The following is a 2,840-nucleotide window of genomic DNA, read 5'->3' as shown; positions in this document are numbered from 1 at the left end:
CCCTGCGCTGCGGCGGGTTGCGCGCCGATGGCGGCGCAGGCGGCGCGTTCTATGCACCCACGCTGCTGAGCGATGTCACGCAACATTCGGAAGCGGTCCACGAGGAAGTATTCGGCCCGGTGCTGACATTGCAGACCTTCGATACGGAAGAAGAAGCGCTCGCACTCGCTCAACACCCTGACTATGGTCTGGCTGCCGGCGTGCACACGGCCGATCTCGGCCGCGCGCTGCGGCTGGTCCGGGGGCTGGAAGTGGGCACGGTATGGGTCAACCGCTATGGAAGAACGTCAGACTTCATGATCCCGACCGGCGGCTACAAACGCTCGGGCATCGGCAAGGACCTGGGCCGGCAAGCGTACGAAGCGAACCTCCGCTTCAAGAGCGTGCTGATCGATCTGCGCGAATAAATTCTAGCAACCGAAGGCTTTTGAACAGACGAAAAGAAGGGCAAACCCTGACGCCTCAAAGCGCCTGAAAACGCAACCGCAGACTCTGCTGCGGGACGCCCTAAAAAACGCACGTTTTGTGCTTTTGGCTTGCGCGAATCAGGGACATCTTTGTTTTTGCGCTGATTAAATCTTTTACAGGAATGCGTTTTCCTGTTTTCGCCACTGAACCCGCTCGCTGGTTCATATCAACGATACAAACGATAGGACTCTCACCATGATCGAATTCGAACCGAAGTACATCACCTTCGATTGCTACGGCACTCTGACCAAATTCCGCCTCGCCGACATGACGCGCGAAATGTACGGCGACGTGCTGAGCGGCCCCGACATGGACAAGCTGATTGCGTTCTTCGCGGGTTATCGGCGCGATGAAGTGCTCGGCGCGTGGAAGCCGTATCGCGACGTGATCGTGAATGCGTTCGAACGGGCCTGCAAACGCATGAACGTCGAATTCGATGAAGCCAAGGCCGAGACGTTCTATACCGCCGTGCCGACCTGGGGTCCGCATCCGGACGTGCCGGAAGGCCTCTCGCGGCTGGCGAAGAAGTACAAGCTGGTGATCCTGTCGAATGCATCGAACAACCAGATCCAGAGCAACGTCGACAAGCTCGGCGCGCCGTTTCATGCAGTGTTCACGGCTGAGCAGGCGCAGTCGTACAAGCCGCGCATGCAAGGCTTCGAGTACATGTTCGACCAGTTGAACTGCAACCCGGAAGACGTGCTGCACGTGTCGTCGAGCCTGCGTTACGACCTGATGACCGCACACGACATGGGCGTCAAGCACAAGGCGTTCGTGAAGCGCGGCCATGAACCGTCCACGCCGTACTACGAGTACACCGAAGTCGACGACATCCCGCATCTCGCCACATTGCTCGGCCTGTAAAAACGTTTGTTGCATCAGGGACTCACAGTATGAAGCTCGACTCCTATTGGCTCGATACCGCACCGCCGCTGATGTCGGCAAGCGATGGCACGGTCGACGGTCATGTCGACGTGGCGGTGATCGGTGCGGGCTTCACGGGGTTGTCGGCGGCACTGGCTTTGGGCAAACGCGGCGCATCGGTGGTTGTACTGGACGCGGGGCGGATCGGCGGCGGCGCGTCGGGACGCAACGGCGGCCAGGTCAATACCGGCGTCGCGCAGGATTTTTCCGCGCTGGTCGAACAGCTCGGGCTGGAAAAAGCGCGCGGTTGTTATCGGGCGTATTCGGCTGCAGTAGACACCGTCGAGTGCCTGATCCGCGAAGAGCGGATCGATTGCGATTACCTTGCATCGGGCAAGTTGAAGCTCGCGTCGAAACCGCATCATCTCGCGCATCTGGAGAAGACAGCGGAGGTGATCCGGCGTGAAGTCGATGCCAATGTCGAGATCATCGGCCGCGACCGGATCGCGACCGAGATCCAGTCGGACAGCTTTTTCGGCGGCCTGCTGCAGCGGCATGGCGGCCAGATGCACATGGGCAAGTTCACCGTCGGTCTCGCCGATGCCGCCGCGCGCCACGGCGCCAAGCTCTACGAGAACGCGGCCGTGACGTCGATAGAAAAGGATGGCGAGCGAGGTTATCGGATCGTGTCGGCGCGCGGTGAAGTCCGCGCGAAGCAGGTGTTGATCGCGACGGGTCCATCGCGGCAAGGACCGTTCGGCTGGTTTCGGCGACGCCTCGCGCCGGTCGGTTCGTTCATCGTGGTAACGGAGCGTTTGTCGCCTGACCTCGTGCACCAGGTGTTTCCGAATCTCCGGGCGTACACGACGTCGCGCCTCATGCATAACTATTTCCGAATCACGCCCGATTCGCGTTTGCTGTACGGCGGCCGGGCGCGCTTCACGGCGTCCGAGCAGCCATCGGACGCCAAGAGCGGACGCATCCTGCAGGACGGTCTCGCCAAGATGTTCCCGGCGCTGGCCCACGCGCGTCTCGACTATTGCTGGGGTGGTCTCGTCGATATCACCGCCGACCGCCTGCCGCGTGCCGGCCAGCACGAAGGCATTTATTTTTCGATGGGCTACAGCGGCCACGGCACGCAGATGTCGACGCACATGGGCCAGGTGATGGCCGATGTGATCGATGGCCGCACCAGCGCGAATCCGTGGCGTGAATTCGAGTGGCCGGCGATTCCCGGCCACACGGGTAAGCCCTGGTTTTTGCCGCTTGTCGGCACGTACTATCGCATCAAGGATGTGTTTTATTGAGTTCGACCGGCCGCGTTTTTTTGCCGCTCGACGCCTCCTGTATCACCCATGCCGAACCACAAACCAAAACCAGACCCAGCCACCTCGCGGAGAAGTTTCGATGAATAAAGAAAATCTGCAACACGCCGATGCCCCAGCCGGGACTGAAGTGACCGAGCTCGAGCGTCTGACGCGCCGGGGCGCGTCACGGCGCGAGGTGTT

At 60.8% G+C, this 2,840-nt stretch carries 3 protein-coding genes; all 3 read left to right on the top strand.

Annotated elements, in window-relative coordinates; genetic code table 11:
* The coding region (locus EOS_RS18830) for an aldehyde dehydrogenase family protein (RefSeq protein WP_047848196.1) at window positions 1–407 on the top strand (407 nt) is incomplete at its 5' end.
* A gap of 256 nt (window positions 408–663) precedes the next feature.
* On the top strand, window positions 664–1,332 hold the full coding sequence (locus EOS_RS18825; RefSeq protein ID WP_047848195.1) for a haloacid dehalogenase type II: 669 nt from the start codon (window positions 664–666) through the stop codon (window positions 1,330–1,332).
* Between the two features lie 29 nt (window positions 1,333–1,361).
* Window positions 1,362–2,639 (top strand): NAD(P)/FAD-dependent oxidoreductase, encoded by a 1,278-nt coding sequence (locus EOS_RS18820; RefSeq protein WP_047848194.1) that lies wholly within the window; start codon window positions 1,362–1,364, stop codon window positions 2,637–2,639.
* Window positions 2,640–2,840 lie beyond the last annotated feature (201 nt).

It is taken from the genome of Caballeronia mineralivorans PML1(12), assembly GCF_001028175.1.
In the GTDB taxonomy this organism is placed as follows: Bacteria; Pseudomonadota; Gammaproteobacteria; order Burkholderiales; family Burkholderiaceae; genus Caballeronia; species Caballeronia mineralivorans.
This window is presented reverse-complemented; position numbering and strand designations above follow the sequence as displayed.

Excerpts from the sequence above, each read along its gene's own strand:
- EOS_RS18825 (WP_047848195.1), top strand. The coding sequence starts at position 664 with ATGATCGAATTCGAACCGAAGTACATCACCTTCGATTGCTACGGCACT.
- EOS_RS18820 (WP_047848194.1), top strand. The coding sequence starts at position 1,362 with ATGAAGCTCGACTCCTATTGGCTCGATACCGCACCGCCGCTGATGTCG.